Source organism: Vibrio sp. 1249-1 (assembly GCF_033340495.1).
Map to the genome: position 1 here is coordinate 1 of NZ_JAWOWJ010000200.1, position 959 is coordinate 959.

General features: G+C 47.4%; 1 protein-coding gene. It reads right to left on the reverse strand.

Translation table 11 applies throughout. From position 1 onward, the window contains the following. Positions 1-917 (reverse strand): TonB-dependent receptor plug domain-containing protein (locus tag R7Z50_RS25235; RefSeq protein ID WP_318149452.1); only part of this gene is annotated, 917 nt, incomplete at its 3' end. Positions 918-959 lie beyond the last annotated feature (42 nt).

The window sequence follows — 959 nt, forward strand, 5'->3', positions numbered from 1 at the left end:
TCATCACGTTTGATTTCAGTTTCGGTGTTGTAAAGCGTCACGTTACCTTGGTGCTGCTCCCCTCTTAGCTCGTAACTGAGCGTGACGGTATCGCGATCGTAATCCGTTGGGATCAGCAACTTGCTCGACAAGCCATTGTTTGCACTACCTGCCATATCAGGGCGAGGACTGTAATCGCCGCTGTCACGGTACATATCGTAGGAAAGTTCGAAGCGGTGAATGTCATTAAACTCGTAACCAAGCTTCGCAAGAATGTTGTAAACGTCCCCTGCCGAGCCGAACGTCTTGTCGCCGTTTCCATCTTTGAAATCGTCACGCGTAACATAGTGGCCATAAACCATTGCATCTATGTTTTCTGACAGCAAACCGTATAACGTTAATGAGCCTTGTTGGTTGTCGTTAGATGCAAAACCACCGTATACACGCGCGCCAAAAGTTTCATCGTAACGAAGCAAATCACGTGCGTCTTTGGTTTCAAAATACACCGAACCACCCAACCCATTTTGCGTCACTGAGTTGTTACCCACTTGGATATCTGCCGACTTTAGAATATCTGGGTTCAGCGTTAAGTTACCGATGTGGTGGAACATACTCGCGTGTTGTGACGCGCCATCCAGACGGATATCCAAGTCAGTCTCACCCAAGCCGCGAATCGTGATGCGCTGGTTGACTGAGTGAGTGCCACCCACATCAACGCCCGGGATATCACGCAGTAGATCCGACATATGATCGGCCTGCTTTAATGACATATCGTCTGCGAACATCGATTCGGTATTGCTGGAAACTTTCGTTCCCCATACCACGACTTCTTCGAAATGAGAGTCAGGTTCTTGAGCTAAAACGGGATTTGCCAAGGCCATTCCCACTGCAAGGCAAAGGCTTGAAAGCTTGATTGATGAGCAAGCTGGGCTTTCCATAAGTGCATTCCTAAATATTAATGATAATAATTCTCAGGTATA